The organism is Microbacterium maritypicum, from assembly GCF_008868125.1.
Classification (GTDB): domain Bacteria; phylum Actinomycetota; class Actinomycetes; order Actinomycetales; family Microbacteriaceae; genus Microbacterium; species Microbacterium maritypicum.
In genome coordinates this window covers 1732470-1750748 of sequence record NZ_WAAQ01000001.1, presented here as the reverse complement: position 1 = coordinate 1750748, position 18279 = coordinate 1732470, and the positions used below count along the sequence as shown (strand labels likewise).

General features: G+C 69.0%; 16 protein-coding genes. All 16 read left to right on the top strand.

Going from position 1 to position 18279, the window contains the following annotated elements; translation table 11 throughout:
- Positions 1–10: 10 nt before the first annotated feature.
- The gene (locus F6W70_RS08445; RefSeq protein WP_151486380.1) at positions 11–1969 is read left to right on the top strand and encodes a primosomal protein N' family DNA-binding protein; all 1959 of its coding nucleotides are present in this window, start codon (positions 11–13) and stop codon (positions 1967–1969) included.
- Between the two features lie 18 nt (positions 1970–1987).
- A complete protein-coding gene (fmt, locus tag F6W70_RS08440; protein WP_151486379.1) occupies positions 1988–2908 on the top strand; it encodes a methionyl-tRNA formyltransferase in 921 nt (306 codons plus the stop codon).
- On the top strand, positions 2905–4404 hold the full coding sequence (locus F6W70_RS08435) for an RsmB/NOP family class I SAM-dependent RNA methyltransferase (RefSeq protein WP_318278839.1): 1500 nt from the start codon (positions 2905–2907) through the stop codon (positions 4402–4404). The genes fmt and F6W70_RS08435 overlap by 4 nt, the downstream gene beginning before the upstream one ends.
- Before the next feature lie 4 nt (positions 4405–4408).
- Entirely contained in the window at positions 4409–5089 is a 681-nt protein-coding gene (rpe, locus tag F6W70_RS08430) for a ribulose-phosphate 3-epimerase (RefSeq protein ID WP_017830572.1), read from the top strand.
- Entirely contained in the window at positions 5086–5349 is a 264-nt protein-coding gene (locus F6W70_RS08425; protein WP_017830573.1) for a phosphoribosyl-ATP diphosphatase, read from the top strand. The genes rpe and F6W70_RS08425 overlap by 4 nt, the downstream gene beginning before the upstream one ends.
- 38 nt (positions 5350–5387) lie before the next feature.
- Positions 5388–6230: an ATP phosphoribosyltransferase gene (gene hisG / locus F6W70_RS08420; protein WP_055872502.1), complete on the top strand. Its 843-nt coding sequence runs from the start codon at positions 5388–5390 to the stop codon at positions 6228–6230.
- On the top strand, positions 6230–6991 hold the full coding sequence (gene hisF, locus F6W70_RS08415) for an imidazole glycerol phosphate synthase subunit HisF (protein ID WP_055868143.1): 762 nt from the start codon (positions 6230–6232) through the stop codon (positions 6989–6991). The genes hisG and hisF overlap by 1 nt, the downstream gene beginning before the upstream one ends.
- A complete protein-coding gene (gene hisI / locus F6W70_RS08410; protein WP_200942468.1) occupies positions 6988–7368 on the top strand; it encodes a phosphoribosyl-AMP cyclohydrolase in 381 nt (126 codons plus the stop codon). Before hisF ends, hisI begins: the two co-directional genes overlap by 4 nt.
- Positions 7365–7952, top strand: a complete 588-nt coding sequence (locus F6W70_RS08405) for a Trp biosynthesis-associated membrane protein (RefSeq protein WP_151486378.1) — start codon at positions 7365–7367, stop codon at positions 7950–7952. The genes hisI and F6W70_RS08405 overlap by 4 nt, the downstream gene beginning before the upstream one ends.
- Positions 7953–7999: 47 nt before the next feature.
- Complete coding sequence (locus tag F6W70_RS08400) at positions 8000–8230, top strand: HGxxPAAW family protein (RefSeq protein WP_017830578.1); 231 nt, start codon at positions 8000–8002, stop codon at positions 8228–8230.
- Positions 8231–8232: 2 nt separating this feature from the next.
- The gene (trpC, locus tag F6W70_RS08395; protein WP_318278867.1) at positions 8233–9003 is read left to right on the top strand and encodes an indole-3-glycerol phosphate synthase TrpC; all 771 of its coding nucleotides are present in this window, start codon (positions 8233–8235) and stop codon (positions 9001–9003) included.
- Positions 9003–10271, top strand: a complete 1269-nt coding sequence (gene trpB, locus F6W70_RS08390; protein ID WP_151486676.1) for a tryptophan synthase subunit beta — start codon at positions 9003–9005, stop codon at positions 10269–10271. The genes trpC and trpB overlap by 1 nt, the downstream gene beginning before the upstream one ends.
- Positions 10268–11071 carry a tryptophan synthase subunit alpha gene (gene trpA, locus F6W70_RS08385; RefSeq protein ID WP_151486376.1) on the top strand — a complete coding sequence of 268 codons (804 nt, stop codon included), beginning with the start codon at positions 10268–10270 and terminating at the stop codon, positions 11069–11071. Before trpB ends, trpA begins: the two co-directional genes overlap by 4 nt.
- A gap of 10 nt (positions 11072–11081) precedes the next feature.
- Complete coding sequence (lgt, locus tag F6W70_RS08380) at positions 11082–12107, top strand: prolipoprotein diacylglyceryl transferase (protein WP_141386736.1); 1026 nt, start codon at positions 11082–11084, stop codon at positions 12105–12107.
- A gap of 143 nt (positions 12108–12250) precedes the next feature.
- Positions 12251–16774 carry a glutamate synthase large subunit gene (gene gltB, locus F6W70_RS08375; protein ID WP_151486675.1) on the top strand — a complete coding sequence of 1508 codons (4524 nt, stop codon included), beginning with the start codon at positions 12251–12253 and terminating at the stop codon, positions 16772–16774.
- Positions 16767–18233 (top strand): glutamate synthase subunit beta, encoded by a 1467-nt coding sequence (locus tag F6W70_RS08370; RefSeq protein ID WP_017830584.1) that lies wholly within the window; start codon positions 16767–16769, stop codon positions 18231–18233. The genes gltB and F6W70_RS08370 overlap by 8 nt, the downstream gene beginning before the upstream one ends.
- Positions 18234–18279 lie beyond the last annotated feature (46 nt).

The following is an 18279-nucleotide window of genomic DNA, read 5'->3' as shown; positions in this document are numbered from 1 at the left end:
CGCGGTCCTGATGCCTTCGGAGAGCCGGCGCATCGCGCGCGTGCTCCTCGATTCCCCTCTGCCTCAGCTCGATCGGCTCTTCGACTACGCCCTTCCTGCGCAGTGGGGTGAGGTTCCGCCGGGTGTTCGTGTCCAGGTGCCGCTACGCACCGCGGGGCGCGTGATCGACGGCTACGTGGTCGACATCGACGTCGAGGACGACGCCGACCGGGCGCTGTCCGAGGTCGAGAGCGTGGTGTCCACGGTGCCGGTGCTCCCCGAGCGTCTGCACACCCTCGCGCGTCGCGTCGCGGATCGGGCAGCGGGTTCGGCGTCCGACGTGTTGCGCCTGGTGATCCCCAAGCGTCAGGTGCGCGTGGAGAAGGCCTGGACCGCAGACACGCTGGCCGAGACACCCGATGCGGAGGCACTCGTCGTCGCAGAGGAGACCGTCGGCCTGTACGAAGGCCTCGGCGAGGTGCTCGACTCGGGCGGGCGCGCGGCTGTGGAGGCGATTCCCCAACTCGTCGACGGCATGCAGGGATGGGCCCGTCTGCTGGCCGCGTCGGCCGCTCGCATGCTCGCCGCCGGCAGGTCATCGATCATCGTCGTGCCCGACAGCCGTGACCTGGACCGGCTCCTCGCAGCTCTCGAGTCCCTCGTCCCCGCCGGTGCTGTGGTGCGTCACGATTCCCGGCAGAGCAACCCCGATCGCTATCGCGGCTTCCTCCGCACCCTCGAGGACGCCCCCTGCATCGTGGTGGGAAACCGATCGGCCGTCTATTCTCCCGTCGTGGCGGGACTGGTCGCGATCTGGGACGACGGCGATCCGCTTCTGGGGGAACCGCTGGCCCCGTACGTCAACGCACGAGACGCCGCCCTCCTGCGTCAGGAGCTGGAGGGGTCGGCCCTGCTGTTCGCCGGCCACACGCGGACGACCGATGTCGAGCGCCTGGTCGTCCTCGGCTGGCTGCAGGATGTCAGAGCGGCGCGCCGTGTGCTTCCTCGCGTCGTGCTCAGCACACCGCAGGAGATGGAGCAGCCGACCGCCCAGCGCATGCCGTCCTCCGCCTTCCTCGCCGCACGCACCGCTGCAGCCGAGGGCCCGGTGCTCGTGCAGGTCTCCCGACCCGGCTTCTCGCCCTCTCTCGTGTGCGCGGACTGTCGGGCTCCGGCGCGCTGTGCGCACTGCGGGGGGCCGCTCGGCGCGAAGCACCGTGGTGCCGTGCCGGTGTGCGCCTGGTGCGGCCGGGCCGCCAGCACCTGGTCGTGCCCCTCGTGCTCCTCGACGAAGCTGCGCCTCGCCTCTTCGGGCAGCGAACGCACCGCCGACGAACTGGGTCGCGCGTTTCCCGGCGTTCGGGTGATCGTCGCCGACAGCGCGCACCCGGTGGAGCGCGTCTCGGCGGCACCTGCGCTGGTGGTCGCCACACGCGGTGCCGAGCCCATCGCCGACGGCGGTTATCGCGCTGTCGTACTCCTGGACGGCCCGCGCATGCTCCAAGCCCCCGATCTGCGCGTCGCCGAGTCGTGCCTGCGCTGGTGGTCGAACGCGGCAGCACTGGCGGCGCCGGGCGCTCCGATCCACCTGGTCGGCGTCAACGGTGCCGCAGCCAGGGCGCTGGCGACCTGGAACCAGGCGGGCCACGCCAGGGTCGAGCTCGAGAGCCGCGCTCCGCTGCACATGCCGCCGACGACGCGAGTGGCCCTGGTGCAGGGCTCGGCGTCTGCGGTCGCCGGCGCACTGGCCGCGCTGAACGACCTCGCCCTGCCTGCCGATGCGGTGCTCGGCCCTGTCCCCGTCGAGTCCGACGACATCCCGCCGCGGGTCCGCGCTCTGGTGCGATTCGAGTACGGCGCGGGGGCGCGCGTCGCGACCGCCCTGCGCGCCGCGGTCGTGGCGGAAGCCGTCAGCGGGCGTCGCCGAAAGGGGCGTGCGACCAAGAGCACGCTCTCCGTCCGCCTCGATATCCTCGAACCAGAGCTCTGACCCTTCCGGAGAACCTTCATGCGCCTCGTCTTCGCCGGCACACCCGCTGCGGCTGTGCCCACCCTTCGCCGTCTCGCGGCATCCCACGACATCGCTGCCGTCGTCACTCGACCGGACGCGCCTCTCGGGCGTCGTCGCGTGCTGACCGCGTCGCCGGTGGCTCAGGCGGCCGAGGAACTGGGGCTCCCGATCATCAAGGCCGCCCGGCTCGACGATGCCGTGACAGCCGAGATCACGGCGCTCGAGGTGGACCTCGGCGTGATCGTGGCCTACGGCGGCCTGGTGCGCGAACCCCTGCTCTCGGCGCCGAGAGCAGGATGGATCAACCTGCACTTCTCGCTGCTGCCCGCCTGGCGCGGAGCGGCACCGGTACAGCGCGCTCTGATCGCCGGAGACGCGGTGCTCGGAGCGAGCGTCTTCCAGCTGGTCGCTGAGCTGGATGCCGGCGATGTGTTCGCGACGCACGCGGTCGCTGTTCCAGAGACCGCGACGGCAGGGGAGGCCCTCGAAGCGCTCGCGTCGGAAGGTGCCGGACTCACCGCAGACGTGGTCTCCTCGATCGCGGACGGCACGGCGCTGGCGGTTCCCCAGGAGGGCGAGCCGACCTTCGCCGCCAAGCTCACCCTCGCCGACGGACTGCTCGACTGGAATCAGCCGCTCGACGCCGTGTTCGCCCGCTTCCGCGGCGTGACCCCCGAGCCGGGAGCACACACGACCGTCGCGGGTCAGCCTCTCAAGGTGCTCGAAGCGGCTCCGGCGCCGGATGCCGAATCGCTCGCTCCCGGGCGTCTCCGGGGCACCAAGACCGCCCTCCACATCGGCACGGGCACCACACCACTCGCCGTCACGCGGGTCCAGCCCGCCGGCAAGGGCGCGATGAATGCAGTCGACTGGTGGCGTGGTCTGCGCGGCGGCGACGAACTGGTGGCCGGAGCATGAGCGACGAAGGGCGGAGCCGCCGATCCACGCCATCGAACGGGCGACCGCGTGGCGCGCGAGGTGCGACAGACGGGCGCCGTGGTGGTCAGCGCAGCCCCGTCCGCACCGTGCAGCCCGCCCGACGGGTGGCCTACGACGTGCTGCGCGCGGTGTCGGAGACCGACGCCTACGCGAACCTCGTGCTCCCCACGGCGATCGCGGAGGCGCGACTCACGCCTCAGGATGCGGCTCTCGCCACCGAGCTGACCTACGGCACGCTGAGGCGCCTCGGCACCTATGACGCGATCATCGCCGCCGCGGCGGATCGCTCGCCGGACAGCATCGACCCCGCCGTCCTCGATGCGCTGCGCCTCGCGGTGCATCAGCTGCTCGCCACGCGCGTCGCCTCGCACGCGGCTGTCAACGAGTCCGTGAACCTCGTGGCCACGGAATCCGGACGAGGAGCGTCGAGCTTCGCGAACGCGGTTCTCCGCAGGATCACCCGTGAATCGGGCGAAGAATGGCAGACGCGCATCGAGCAGCACGCGCGGTCCGACGATGAGCGGCTGGCGCTGCGCGCCGCGCACCCGGTGTGGGTGATCCGCGCTCTGCGCCGTGCTCTCGCGGCGGAGGGCCGTGGCGAGGAGCTGGAGGCGCTCCTCGAGGCCGACAACGCCTCGCCGGATGTGACACTCGTCGCCCTTCCGGGGCTGGCCGAGCCGGGGGAACCCCGCCTTCCCTACGCATCGACGGCCTTCGTGTCTCCCGGTGGCGATCCGCGTCGTGCGGTTGAGGCTTCCGGTGGCACGGTGCGCGTGCAGGACGAGGGGTCCCAGCTCGTGGCGCTCGCCCTGGCCGGTGCCGCTCCGATCACCGCCGGCGAGCGCTGGCTCGATCTGTGCGCCGGCCCCGGCGGCAAGACCGCTCTCCTGGCCGCAGTGGCGTACGAGCACGAGGTCACTCTGGAAGCGAACGAGATCGTCCCGGTCCGGGCGCGACTGGTGCGCAAGGCGCTCAGAGCCGTACCCGGCGAGATCGTCGTGCACGAGCAGGACGGGCGTGCGCTCGCGTCGGCTCGGCCGGGGGAGTTCGACCGTATCCTCGTCGATGCTCCCTGCACGGGCCTGGGCGCACTGCGCCGTCGCCCTGAGGCGCGGTGGCGGAAGTCTCCGGCCGATGTCGCCGAACTGGTACCCCTCCAGGTGGAGCTGCTCTCGACGGCCCTGGACGCTCTCGCCCCCGGCGGGATCGTCGCCTACGTCACGTGCTCGCCACACCTCGCCGAGACCACAGGGGTCGTGAAGGAGGTGCTGCGCGACCGCGCGGACATCGTCGAGCTCGACGCCCGTGCGGCGATCGCCGACGTCGCTCGCTCGCCGATCGATCTGGCCGACGAAGGCCGGACGGGTTCGGGCAGTGCTCAGCTCTGGCCGCACCGCCACGGGACGGATGCCATGTTCCTCGCGCTCCTGCAGCGCACCGCAACGGAGAACACTCCATCAGGGAAGGAAGACTAGGACCGTGGAACTGCCTCGCGCCCCGCGCATCAACCCGAGCATCCTCGCCGCCGACTTCGTGAACATGCAGGCGGATCTCGCCCGGATCGCGACCGCTGACTTCGCGCATGTCGACGTGATGGACAATCACTTCGTCCCCAACCTGACGTTCGGTCCGCAGATGGTCGAGCGCATCCAGGCGACCAGCCCGATCCCGCTCGATGTGCACCTCATGATCACGGATCCCGAGCGATGGGCTCCCGAGTACGCCGAGATCGGCGCGGCGAGCGTCACCTTCCATCTCGAGGCCGCGGACGACCCCGTCGCGCTGGCGCGCCGGCTCCGCGAGATCGGCTCTCGGGCCGGAGTCGCGGTGAAGCCTGCGACGCCCGTGGAATCCCTCTACGATGTGCTCGACGAGTTCGATCAGATCCTCGTGATGACCGTCGAACCCGGTTTCGGTGGACAGAGCTTCATGCCGGAGACGATGCCGAAACTTCGCGCTCTCGCCGAGGAGGCACGTCGGAGAGGATCCCAGATCTGGCTCCAGGTCGACGGGGGCATCTCCGATCGCACCATCGAGATCGCGGCCGCCGCGGGTGCCGACACCTTCGTGGCGGGTTCGGCCGTGTACGGCGCCGATGATGTCGAGGCGGCCGTCACCCGGCTGAGAGACCTCGCCAGAGCCGCTAGCCTGGAAGCGTGAAGACTTTCGACGAGCTGTTCGCCGAGCTCAGCGTCAAGGCCGAGACCCGCCCTGAGGGATCGGGAACGGTCGCCGAGCTCGACGGCGGTGTGCACACGATCGGCAAGAAGATCGTGGAAGAAGCCGCCGAGGTGTGGATGGCTTCCGAGTACGAGTCCGACGAAGCCGCCGCCGAGGAGATCTCGCAGCTGCTCTATCACGTCCAGGTGATGATGCTCGCCAAGGGCATCAGCCTGCAGGACGTCTACCGACATCTGTGATGCGCTCCGTTCCGATCACCTCGAACTGAAAGCACTCCATGCTGCGCATCGCTGTTCCCAACAAGGGCTCGCTCTCCGAGACCGCCGCCGACATGCTCGCCGAGGCGGGCTACGCCGGTCGACGCGACCCCAAGACCCTGCACGTCATCGACGCCGAGAACGACGTCGAGTTCTTCTTCCTCCGGCCCAAGGACATCGCGACCTACGTCGGCTCCGGCGCGATCGATGTGGGCATCACCGGTCGTGATCTCCTGCTCGACGCGCGTATGCCCGGCGCTCGGGAGATCGAAGCGCTCGGCTTCGCCGGCTCCACCTTCCGCTTCGCCGCTCCGACGGGGCGCTACACGGATGTGACCGAGCTCGACGGCCTGCGCATCGCCACGTCGTATCCGGGACTGGTCGACGCGTTCCTCGACGAGCGCGACATCGCGGTCGATCTGGTGCCGCTCGACGGCGCCGTGGAATCCGCGGTCCGCCTCGGCGTCGCCGACGCGGTGGCCGATGTCGTCGAGACCGGAACGACGCTGCGTCAGGCCGGGCTCGAGGTGTTCGGTCCCGTCATCCTGGAGTCGGAGGCCGTTCTCATCGCCGGTCCGGTCGATGCCGAGGGCGCGGAGACGCTCCTTCGCCGCCTTCGCGGTGTGATGGTCGCTCGTCGCTTCGTGATGATCGACTACGACCTGCCCGTCGCTCTCCTGGACGACGCCGTGAAGATCGCCGGCGGCGTCGAGTCTCCGACCGTCTCACCGCTGCGCGACCCCGAGTGGGTGGCGGTGCGGGTGATGGTCGCGCGCTCGCGCGTCAACCCCGTGATGGACGCGCTCTACGCGCTCGGTGCGCGGGCCATCCTGGTCACCGCGATCCACAACGCGAGGCTGTGATGACGCTCGCCAGCCGTGTCATCCCGTGTCTCGACGTGGCCGACGGCCGTGTCGTCAAGGGCGTCAACTTCGAGAATCTCCGCGACATGGGCGATCCCGTCGAACTCGCCCGGCACTATGCCGCGCAGGGTGCGGATGAGATCACCTTCCTCGACGTCACCGCGACCGTGGATGCGCGGGCGACGACCTACGACGTCGTCCAGCGCACGGCGGAACAGGTGTTCGTACCGCTGACCGTCGGCGGGGGAGTGCGCAGCGTCGACGACGTGGCACGTCTGCTCTCCGTCGGCGCCGACAAGATCGGGGTCAACTCGGCTGCGATCGCGCGTCCGGAACTCATCGGCGAGATCGCCGATCGGTTCGGTGCGCAGGTACTCGTGCTGTCCCTCGACGTGAAGCGGGCCCCCACCACGCGTTCGGGCTTCGTGGTGACCACGCACGGGGGCCGTACCCAGACCACCCTCGATGCCCTCGACTGGGCGCGCGAGGCCGCGGAACGCGGTGCCGGCGAACTGCTCGTGAACTCGATCGATGCCGACGGCACGCGTGACGGCTTCGACCTGGAGCTCGTCCGCCTGATGCGGGAGGCCGCCTCCGTGCCGGTCATCGCTTCGGGAGGCGCCGGGCGGGCTGCCGACTTCGCTCCGGCGATCAAGGCCGGTGCGGATGCCGTCCTCGCGGCGAGCGTCTTCCACACCGGTGCGCTCACCGTCGGAGACGTCAAGGACGCTCTTCGCGCCGAAGGGGTGCTCGTACGATGACCGACGCAGACATGCAGGCGACTTCCGTGGACGAGCGCATCGCCCAGGTCGCCTTCAACGCCGACGGACTCGCGCCCGTGATCGTGCAGCAGTGGGACACGCACGAGGTGCTCATGCTCGCGTGGGTCGATGCGGAGGCCCTCCGCCGCACGCTCACGTCCGGGCGAGCCACGTACTGGTCGCGCTCGCGTCAGGAGTACTGGCGCAAGGGTGACACGTCCGGTCACATCCAGGTCGTGCGTGAGGCCCGTCTGGACTGCGACGGGGATGCGATCCTGCTCCTCGTGGCGCAGACCGGTCCCGCCTGTCACACCGGAACGCGCACCTGTTTCGACGCCAACGATCTCCAGGCCCTCACCGGGACGGAGCAGTCATGACCTTCGCGCAGCGGGGCCGCTCCCTGTCCGTCTCCGGTTTCCTCCTCGCCGGTGCGATCGGCATCATCTCGTCGACCCAGACATGGCTGACGGTCGAACGCGCCGACGCGGGCGAGGCGATCCTGGTCCCCGGTGCGTCCGCCCTGGTGCTGCTCGCCCCGCTCAGCCTGGCGGTGTTGGCGCTCGGCGCCGCGCTGTCGATCTCCGGCAAGGTCGTCCGTCTGGTGTTCGGCGTGCTCGCGGGGGCGACGGCTCTGGTCCTGGGCTGGTCGACACTCCAGCTGCTGCTCGCCGAGCCCTTCGACGCCGTCGCCGCCACGGTCACCGAGGTGACCGGCCTCGCCGGTGGTGACGCGGTCCGTGAAGTCGTGGTGAGCATCGTGCCCTCGGCCTGGCCTTTCATCGCTCTGGTGGGCTGGGCCCTCCTGCTTCTCGCCTCCGTCGTGGTCCTGATGACCTGGCGTGGGTGGAAGGTCGGAGGCCGGCGTTACCGCACCGACCACGTCGAGGTCGCGCACGATGGCCCCGTCGACGCCGTGGATTCCTGGGACGAGCTGTCCCGGGGAACAGATCCGACCCGTTGACCCAGATAGACTGATTCCGAACTGCACGTCGTCCCCCGGAGGAGAACATGACCAACCCGATCGCCGACCCCGGCCACGGACACTCGCCTGCAGCCTGGACCGCCGTCGTGATCATGCTGGTCGGCGTCGCCGCCGGCACCGTCGCCTTCTGCTTCGAGCAGCCTGCCCTCGTCGTCGCCTCGGTCGCGCTCATCCCGATCGGCGCGATCGTCGGCTGGGTGCTCGCGAAGGCCGGCTACGGCGTGAAGGGTCCGAAGTACGCTCCGAAGGCGCACTAATGGTGCTCGCCGACCTGACGGCCGGCGCTGTCGCAGACGCTGAGCGTCGCGCCCTGTCGCGCCCGCTGGCCGCCCTCGAACGAGAAGCGCTCGCGCGCCCCGCCGCCAAGGACGCACTGTCGTTCCTGGCACCGGCGGATCGTGTCAAGATCATCGCCGAGGTCAAGCGGGCGAGCCCGTCCAGGGGAGCTCTCGCAGAGATCCCCGATCCGGCTCTCCAGGCCTCTCTCTACGAGACCGGCGGGGCATCGGCGATCAGCGTGCTCACGGAGGAGCGCCGCTTCGGCGGCAGCCTCGCAGACCTCGAGGCCGTGACGGCCCGGGTGTCGCTTCCGGTGCTGCGCAAGGACTTCATCGCCACCCGCTACCAGGTGCTCGAGGCACGTGCGGCGGGTGCCGACCTCGTCCTGCTGATCGTCGCGGGGCTCGAACCCGACGTTCTGCGCGACCTCTACGGTTTCATCGGCGAGTTGGGCATGACCCCCCTCGTCGAGACGCATTCCGCCGAGGAGCTCGAAGCCGCGATCGACCTGGGTGCACCGCTCATCGGGGTGAACGCGCGCGACCTCAAGACCCTCGAACTCGACCGCGACCTGTTCGGACGCCTGGTCGAGCGCATCCCCGACACGGCGGTGAAGATCGCCGAGTCGGCGGTGCTCACGCCCGCCGATGTCGTGCACTACCGTTCCGCGGGTGCTGACGTCGTCTTGATCGGCGAGGCGCTCGTGACCGGCGACCCCGTCGCCACTCTCGAGAGTTTCCTGGAGGCATGATGAGCCTGCGCGACCAGCACGGCCCCTTCTTCGGTGAGTTCGGCGGGCGTTTCATGCCCGAGTCGCTCATCGCCGCGATCGATGAGCTGACCGCGGCGTACGAGGAGGCGATCGCCGATCCGGAGTTCCGGTCCGAGCTGGCGCATCTGCTCAGCTCGTACGCCGGCCGCCCGTCCGCGATCACCGAGGTGCCGCGGTTCGCCGAGCACGCCGGTGGTGCGCGCGTCTTCCTCAAGCGCGAGGATCTGAACCACACCGGCTCGCACAAGATCAACAACGTGCTCGGTCAGGCGCTGCTGACCAAGCGCCTGGGCAAGACCCGTGTGATCGCCGAGACCGGTGCCGGTCAGCACGGCGTCGCGACCGCGACCGCGGCCGCGCTGTTCGGCCTGGACTGCACCATCTACATGGGCGAGGTCGACACCGAGCGTCAGGCGCTCAACGTGGCGCGCATGCGCCTCCTGGGCGCTGAGATCGTTCCGGTGACCTCAGGTTCGCGCACTCTCAAGGACGCGATCAACGACGCCTATCGCGACTGGGTGGCGTCGGTGGAGACCACCAACTACATCTTCGGCACCGCGGCGGGACCGCACCCGTTCCCCGCGATGGTCCGCGACTTCCAGAAGATCATCGGCGAAGAGGCCCGCGCCCAGCTGCTCGACGAGGTGGGTCGGCTTCCCGACGCGGTCGTGGCCTGCGTCGGCGGTGGATCCAACGCGATCGGCATGTTCGACGCGTTCCTCGACGACGAGGGCGTCAAGCTCTACGGCGTCGAAGCTGCCGGCGATGGCGTCGACACCGACAAGCACGCGGCGTCGATCGAGCGCGGGCGCCCCGGCGTGCTGCACGGCGCGAAGACCTACGTCCTCCAGGATGCGGACGGCCAGACGGTCGAGTCGCACTCGATCTCCGCCGGGCTCGACTACCCGGGCGTCGGTCCGGAGCACTCCTGGCTCGCCGACATCGGTCGCGCCGAGTACATCCCGGCCACCGATGATGAGGCGATGCAGGCACTGCGCCTGCTCAGCCGCACCGAGGGGATCATCCCCGCCATCGAGTCGGCCCACGCCCTCGCCGGCGCGCTGCGCATCGGGCGCGATCTCGGCCCCGATGGACTCATCGCGATCTGCCTGTCGGGCCGAGGCGATAAGGACATGGACACCGCCGCCCGCTACTTCCAGCTCTACGACGAGGCCGCTCTGGCACACGACGTCTCCGCGGAGAGCGAAGAGGAAGAACTGGCCGCGAAGGGGGAGCCGCAGCTATGAGCCGTGTCGAACAGGCGATCCAGCGCGCCCAGGACGCCGGCCGCAGCGCCTTCGTCGGATACCTCCCCGTCGGCTTCCCCGACCTCGAGACGAGCATCCAGGCGGCCATCGCCCTCGCCGAGAACGGCGTCGACATCATCGAGCTCGGCCCGCCCTACAGCGACCCTGTGATGGACGGCGCGATCATCCAGGAGGCGACGACCAAGGCGTTGGCCGCGGGCTTCCGGATGGCCGACCTCTTCACCGCGATCCGCGAGATCACCGCGGCCACCGACGTCCCCGTCCTGGTGATGACGTACTGGAACCCGGTGATGCAGTACGGCATCGATCGCTATGCGGACGACTTGCTCGCGGCGGGCGGCGCCGGCCTCATCACTCCCGACATCACGCCCGACGCGGCAGGGGAGTGGATCGCCGCGAGTGAGCGGACGGGCCTGGACCGGGTGTTCCTGGCGGCCCCGACCTCCTCCGACGAGCGTCTCGACCTCGTCGTGAAGTCGTCCACCGGCTTCGTCTACACCGTCTCGACGATGGGCATCACGGGGGAGCGCGCCGAACTCGACCGCGCTGCCCGCACCCTGGTCGGACGCCTGCGTGCGCACGGAGCGCACCGCGCCTGCGTGGGCATCGGCATCTCGACCGCCGAGCAGATCGCCGGGGTGTCGGAGTACGCCGACGGCGCGATCGTCGGCACGGCCCTGGTCCGAGCCCTGCGCGACGGCGGCGTATCCGCTCTCGCCGAAGTCACCCGCAACCTGGCCACCGGCACCGCGTCGGTACGCCCCGATCACGAGAACTAGAATCGCACTCATGTCACTCGCGCTCCACAGCACCTTCACGAACGTGCTCGCCAGCATCCCGAGCCCCACGGTCTCCTATTTCGACCTCGGGCCGATCCGGATCCACTTCTACGCGCTGTGCATCATCGCCGGCATCATCGCCGCCACGTTCCTGACCAACCACCGCCTCACCAAGCGCGGTGCGGAGCCGTGGGTGGTCATCGACATCTCGATCCTCGCGGTGCCGCTGGCGATCATCGGAGCGCGCATCTTCCACGTGCTGACGCACCCGAACGACTACTTCGGCGAGGGGATCAACACCTGGAACCCCTTCCAGCCGGGCTCGGTGTGGGCGATCTGGGAAGGCGGAATCGCGATCTTCGGAGCCCTCATCGGCGGCGCCATCGGCGCGTACCTCGGGTGTCGCTGGACGGGCATCCGCTTCTGGACGTTCGCGGACGCCCTGGCCCCCGGACTGCTGCTGGCTCAGGCCATGGGCCGCTTCGGCAACTGGTTCAACAACGAGCTCTTCGGGCTGCCCACCGATCTGCCGTGGGGTCTGGAGATCCCTTCCACGAACTCGGCCTTCCCTCCGGGCCTCCCCGAGGGCACGCTGTTCCACCCGACCTTCCTCTACGAAGTCCTCTGGAACGGGTTGGGCGTCATCGTGCTGCTCTGGCTCGGGCGCAAGCTCTTCTTCCAGTGGGGCCGTCTGTTCGCGATCTACCTGATCTGGTACAGCGCTGGCCGCATCGTCTGGGAGTCGATCCGCATCGATCCGAGCGAGATCATCCTCGGTCTGCGCAGCAACGTGCTCGCGGCGATCATCGGCGTCCTCGTCGGCCTCGCGATCCTCGTCGTGCAGACGCGTCGTCACCCCGGCCTCGAGCCCTCGCCGTACCAGCCGGGCCGCGAACGGAAGGATGCGGGCGCTGATGTACAATCGCAGAACAATCCCTCTGACTTCGTAGACGTGAGCGAGCCTCCGACCGAAGAAGTCACCGCAGGAGCCACCGCCACAAGCACTGCTCCCACGAGCGAGGACGGCTCTCGATAACGCCGCCTCGTGGCGGGAGAACCATTGCACTGAACGAGCGGGCCGACGTCGTCCCCGGGTTTCACTCGAAGATCTGAGGACGGTAACTGGTGTACTTCCAGCCCCCTTACGGCGCCTCCGGCGCATACCCCCCGAAGCAGGGCATGTACAACCCGGCGTTCGAGAAAGACGCCTGCGGCCTCGCCATGGTCGCGACACTGCGCGGCGAAGCCGGGCACGACATCATCGCGTTGGCCCTCGAGGCCCTGCGCAACCTGGAGCACCGCGGAGCCATCGGCTCGGATGCGGGCACCGGGGACGGCGCCGGCATCCTGACGCAGATGCCCGATGCATTCCTCCGCGACGTCGTCGGCTTCGAACTGCCGCCCGTGGGGGAGTACGCCGCAGGACTGGCGTTCCTGCCTCGCGATTCGAGCGAGCGCCGCCAGCAGAAGGCCGGGATCGAGAAGATCGCCCGTTCCGAGGGACTCCGCGTCCTCGGCTGGCGCGACGTCCCCACCGCCAACGAGAACCTCGGCAAGCTCGCCGACGAGGCGCGTCCCGCTTTCGAGCAGCTCTTCGTGAGCGCCGGAGGGGCGACGCATACCGATGCCCCCCTCACGGGCATCGCCCTCGACCGGGTCGCCTACCGTCTGCGCAAGCGCGCCGGGCATGAACTCGGCGCCTACTTCGTCTCGCTCTCGGCCCGCACACTCGGGTACAAGGGCATGGTCACGACGCTGCAGCTCGAGCCGTTCTATCCCGACCTGCAGGATGAGCGCTTCGCCTCCGAGCTCGCGGTCGTGCACTCGCGCTACTCCACCAACACGTTCCCGTCGTGGCCGCTCGCCCAGCCGCTGCGCATGCTCGCCCACAACGGCGAGATCAACACGGTCGGCGGCAACCGCAACTGGATGCGCGCCCGCCAGTCGCAGCTCGAGTCCGAGCTCCTCGGCGACATCACGCCGCTGCTGCCGATCTGCACCGACGGCGCCAGTGACTCCGCCTCGTTCGACGAGGTGCTCGAACTGCTCACCCTCACCGGACGCAGCCTCCCGCACGCCATCATGATGATGGTGCCGGAGGCGTACGAGAAGCAGGCCGACATCACGCCGGAGCTGCGCTCGTTCTACGAGTACCACTCCAACCAGATGGAGCCGTGGGACGGTCCGGCAGCGCTCATCTTCACCGATGGCACGCTCGTCGGCGCGACCCTCGATCGCAACGGCCTGCGTCCTGGACGCTGGACGGAGACGACCGACGGTCTGGTCGTGATCGGCTCCGAGACCGGTGTGCTCCAGTTCGAGCCTGAACGCATCAAGCGTCGCGGTCGCCTGCAGCCGGGCAAGATGTTCCTCGTCGACACCTCGCAGCGTCGCATCATCGAGGACAGCGAGATCAAGCACGACCTCGCCACCATGCACCCGTGGCAGGAATGGCTGGATGCCGGCGCCGTCCGGCTCGCCGAGCTGCCCGAACGCGAGCACATCGTGCACCCGCCGGCATCGATCACCCGTCGACAGCGCACCTTCGGATACACCGAGGAAGAAGTCCGCATCCTCCTCACGCCCATGGGGCAGACCGGTGTCGAGCCGCTCGGCGCCATGGGGTCGGACACGCCGATCGCGGTGCTCAGCAAGCGTCCTCGCCTGCTGTTCGACTACTTCACGCAGCAGTTCGCGCAGGTGACGAACCCGCCGCTCGACTCGATCCGTGAAGAGGTCGTCACGAGCCTCAAGCTGGGCCTCGGTCCGGAGAGCAACCTGCTCTCCTGGGGACCGGAGCACACCCGCACCGTCTCGCTCGACTTCCCGGTGATCGACAACGACGAGCTCGCGAAGATCCGCCACATCGACAAGGCGATGCCGGGTCGGTCGAGCGCGACCATCCGTGGCCTGTACCACTTCGACGCTGGTCCCCAGACTCTGCAGGACCGTCTCACCGAGATGTGCGCCGAGGTCGACGAGGCGATCGAGAACGGCGCCGAGTTCATCATCCTGTCGGACCGCGACTCGAACAAGGACCTGACGCCGATCCCGTCCCTGCTCATGGTCTCGGCGATCCACCACCACCTCATCCGCCGCGAGAACCGCATGAAGGTCGGGCTCATCGTGGAAGCCGGAGACGTGCGCGAGGTGCACCACGTCGCGACGCTGATCGGCTACGGAGCCTCCGCCGTCAACCCGTATCTCGCGATGGAGACGGTCGAGCACCTCGTGCGCACCGGCTACATCACCGGCATCACGCCCGAGAAGGCGGTCAAGAACCTGATCTACGCGCTGGGCAAGGGCGTGCTCAAGATCATGTCGAAGATGGGCATCTCCACAGTGTCGTCCTACGCGGGCGCCCAGGTGTTCGAGGCTGTCGGCCTCAGCCAGGAGTTCATCGACGCGTACTTCACCCGCACCGAGTCCAAGCTCGGCGGGATCGGCATCGAGGAGATCTTCGCCGAGAACCAGGCGCGGCACGACTACGCCTACCCGGAGGATGCCGCGGCCCGCGCGCACGAGCGACTGTGGACCGGTGGTGAGTACCAGTGGCGCCGCGACGGCTCTCCGCACCTGTTCAACCCGGAGACGGTGTTCAAGCTGCAGCACTCGACCCGCACACGGCGCTACGACATCTTCCGTGAGTACACGAAGCTCGTCGACGAGCAGGCGGCCGAGCTCAAGACGTTGCGTGGACTCTTCAGCCTGCGCACCGGCACCCGCAAGCCCGTGCCGCTGGACGAGGTCGAACCGGTCTCCGCCATCGTGAAGCGCTTCTCCACGGGTGCGATGAGCTACGGCTCGATCTCCCGTGAAGCGCACGAGACGCTCGCGATCGCGATGAACAGCATCGGTGCGAAGTCGAACACCGGTGAAGGCGGCGAGGACCCGGACCGTCTCGTCGACCCCGAGCGTCGCAGCGCGATCAAGCAGGTCGCCTCGGGTCGCTTCGGCGTCACGAGCCTGTACCTGACCGAGGCGGACGACATCCAGATCAAGCTCGCCCAGGGCGCCAAGCCCGGTGAGGGTGGTCAGCTGCCGCCGACCAAGGTCTACCCCTGGGTCGCGCGCACCCGTCACGCGACGGCCGGTGTGGGACTGATCTCGCCGCCGCCGCACCATGACATCTACTCGATCGAAGACCTCAAGCAGCTCATCTTCGACCTGAAGCGGGCGAATCCCGAAGCACGCATCCACACCAAACTCGTGAGCCAGTCGGGAATCGGCGCGGTGTCGGCGGGTGTCGCCAAGGCGCTGAGCGACGTCATCCTGGTCTCCGGCCACGACGGCGGGACGGGCGCGAGCCCGTTGAACTCGCTCAAGCACGCGGGCACGCCCTGGGAGCTCGGTCTCGCCGAGACGCAGCAGACCCTCATGCTCAACGGCATGCGCGACCGCGTCGTGGTCCAGGTCGACGGTCAGCTCAAGACCGGTCGCGACGTCATCATCGGAGCACTCCTGGGCGCGGAGGAGTTCGGCTTCGCCACCGCTCCGCTCGTGGTCAGCGGCTGCATCATGATGCGCTTGTGCCACCTCGACACCTGCCCGGTCGGCGTAGCCACGCAGAACCCGGTTCTGCGTGAGCGCTTCACGGGCAAGCCCGAGTTCGTCGTCAACTTCATGGAGTTCATCGCGGAGGAAGTGCGCGAACTCCTCGCCGAGCTCGGCTACCGCTCGCTCGACGAGATCATCGGTCGCGCCGAGCTCATCGAGGTCAACGCCGCGGTGGAGCATTGGAAGGCCGAGGGCCTCGACCTCACTCCCGTGCTCGAAGGCCCCGTCTTCCCGGCGGGCGAGCCTCGCCGCAGCGGCCGCCCACAGGATCACGAGCTCGAGAAGCACTTCGACGTGCAGCTGATCGACATCGCGAAGGGGGCGCTGCTCAACGGCGAACCCGTCGTGGTGGAGCTGCCCATCGCCAACACCGAACGCGCGGTCGGAACGATGCTGGGTCACCAGGTGACCTCTCGGCACGGTGCCGCTGGTCTGCCGCAGGGCACGATCGACGTCACCCTGCACGGCACCGCGGGACAGTCGCTCGGGGCGTTCCTGCCGCCGGGGATCGTGCTGCGGCTGGAAGGTGATGCGAACGACTACGTCGGCAAGGGCCTGTCGGGCGGTGACATCACCATCCGTCCGCCGCGCGGCTCCGCCATCGCACCCCATGAGAACGTCATCGCCGGCAACGTGATCGGCTACGGCGCTACCTCGGGGACGATGTTCATCTCCGGTGTCGTCGGCGAGCGGTTCCTGGTGCGCAACTCCGGCGCGACCGCCGTCGTCGAGGGCGTGGGCGACCATGCACTCGAATACATGACCGGTGGCCTGGCCGTGATCCTCGGTTCGACCGGTCGGAACTTCGGCGCCGGCATGTCCGGGGGAGTGGCGTACGTGCACGCGCTCGACACGAGCAAGGTCAACGCCCAGTCGCTGGGCAGCGGGGAGCTGCTGCTCGAGCCTCTGGACCGTGCGGATCTCGAAGTGCTGCGCAGCCTGCTCGTCGCACACATCGAGCGCACCGCGTCTCCGCGGGCGTCCGCGCTTCTCGAGAGTTTCGAAGAGGCCTCGGCAGAGTTCGTCAAGGTGCTGCCTCGCGACTTCGCCGCGGTGCGGAGCATGCGCGAGGAGGCGCTGGCCGAGGGGATCGACCCCGACGGCGACATCGTGTGGAACCGCATCCTGGAGGTGACCGGTGGCTGACCCCAAAGGCTTTCTGAAGGTGACCGAGCGGGAGCTTCCCGCACGTCGTCCCGTGCCCGTGCGCATCATGGACTGGAAAGAGGTCTACGAGCCCGGAGACACGCAGGTCCTCCGCCGTCAGGCCGGACGCTGCATGGACTGCGGTGTGCCGTTCTGCCACCAGGGCTGCCCGCTCGGCAACCTGATTCCGGAGTGGAACGATCTGACGTGGCGCGGCGAGGGTCGCGCGGCGATCGAGCGCCTGCATGCGACGAACAACTTCCCGGAGTTCACGGGCCGGCTGTGCCCCGCACCGTGCGAGAGCTCGTGCGTGCTCGGCATCAACCAGCCTGCGGTGACGATCAAGCAGATCGAGGTCTCGATCATCGATGAGGCCTTCGCGAAGGGCTGGGTCGAGCCCGAGCCGCCCGAGCGCCTCACCGGCAAGACGGTCGCCGTGGTCGGATCAGGGCCCGCGGGCCTCGCCGCCGCACAGCAGCTGACCCGGGCCGGGCACACCGTCGCGGTCTTCGAGCGTGACGATCGCATCGGCGGTCTGCTGCGCTACGGCATCCCGGACTTCAAGATGGAGAAGACGCAGCTCGAGTCGCGCCTGCGTCAGATGCAGGAGGAAGGCACCCGCTTCCGTGCGGGTGTCGAGATCGGCAAGGACATCTCCTGGCCCGACCTCCGCGCCCGCTACGATGCCGTCGTCATCGCGACCGGATCGACCGTGCCGCGTGATCTCGCGATCCCCGGACGCGACCTCGACGGCGTGCACTTCGCCATGGAGTACCTCGTGGAGTCGAACCACGCGGTCGCCGGAGACAAGGTCACCGACCAGATCAGCGCCGAGGGCAAGCACGTCATCGTGATCGGCGGCGGAGACACCGGTGCGGACTGCATCGGCACCGCTCACCGTCAGGGCGCGCTCAGCGTGACCAACCTCGCGATCGGCAAGCAGCCAGGCGACACGCGTCCCGACCACCAGCCGTGGCCGATGATGCCGACCGTCTTCGAGGTCTCCTCCGCGCACGAGGAAGGCGGTGAGCGGGTCTTCCTCGCATCGACCGTCGAGTTCCTCGGGAACGAGGTCGGCGAGGTCCGCGCGCTGCGTGTGGCCGAGACGGAGTACATCGACGGGCGCCGTGTGCCCAAGAGCGGCACCGAGCGGGAGATCCCGGCGGATCTGATCCTGATCGCGATGGGGTTCACCGGACCGGAGCAGGGCGGGTACACCGACGACACGCTTCCGCAGGTGACCGAGCGCGGTGCCTTCGGGCGCGACTCGTCGTACGAGTCGACGGTTCCCGGCGTGTTCGTCGCCGGCGACGCAGGCCGCGGACAGTCGCTCATCGTATGGGCCATCGCCGAGGGCCGTGCAGCGGCCGCGAACGTCGACCGATTCCTCATGGGCAGCACCGTGCTGCCCGAGCCGGTGCGTCCGAGCGATGTCGCGATCGGTCTCCAGCCCGCGTAGGCTGAGGCCGGCACCGTCGCCTGATTTACCTTCCCCCACTTCTACC